Genomic DNA, 804 nt, shown 5'->3' with positions numbered 1-804 from the left:
TGGCGAAGTTCGCGAAGTGGTATTGCCCGACGGTACCCGCCTGGTATTGGGCCCGGCTTCAGCAATTGACGTGCAGTTCGATGACGACCAGCGCCTGGTGCTGCTGCGGGCCGGCGAGGTCTTCATCACGACCGCGCCGTCACCCCGGCCGTTTCGGGTGCAGAGTCGCCAGGGCGTGTTTCATGCCCTGGGCACGCGCTTCAGCCTGCGCCAATGCGACGACGGCAACTGCCAGTTGGCCGTGCTTGAGGGCACCGTGCAGGTACAGCCCGACCATGGCGCAGGTGCGCGGGTGGAGGCAGGTCAAGGCGCCACGGTTTCCAGGGACACCGTACAGCCGACTGCGGCGGTGACTGACCGCAGCATCGCCTGGGTCAAGGGCCTGTTGGTGGCCGATGGCACCCGGCTGGACGAACTGATCGCCGAGCTGGGACGCTACCGCCGCGGTGTACTGCGCTGTGCGCCTGAGGTGGCGATGCTGCGGGTCAGCGGTGTATTGCACCTGGACAATACCGACCTGGCGCTGGACAACCTGGCCGCCGCGTTGCCGATCCAGGTGGTGCGGCGCACCCGCTATTGGGTGACGGTCCGCGCCCCTGCCTGAAAATTCCTTGAGGTTTCGATTGAGGGTTTTGGCCGCTCGTTCGGAAGATAAGGTAAGGGCGAGCAAAGGCTCATTCAGTCAGGGAGACTTCATGAGTAACAAGGATGTGGCTGCGGCCAAACCCAGGGGGCGCGGCGCGGTCTCGCAAGTGTTGCGGCCGGTGCGCGGGCGACTGATCGCTGCGGCACTGCTGGCCGGTG

The 804-nt window shown here is 65.8% G+C and carries 1 protein-coding gene; it reads left to right on the top strand.

Features of this window, described 5'->3' with window-relative positions; translation table 11 throughout:
- On the top strand, nt 1-604 hold a 604-nt coding region (locus tag HX846_RS38715; RefSeq protein ID WP_178967639.1), incomplete at its 5' end, for a FecR domain-containing protein.
- Nucleotides 605-804 lie beyond the last annotated feature (200 nt).

The organism is Pseudomonas sp. K5002, from assembly GCF_013386655.1.
Taxonomy (GTDB): domain Bacteria; phylum Pseudomonadota; class Gammaproteobacteria; order Pseudomonadales; family Pseudomonadaceae; genus Aquipseudomonas.
This window is presented reverse-complemented; position numbering and strand designations above follow the sequence as displayed.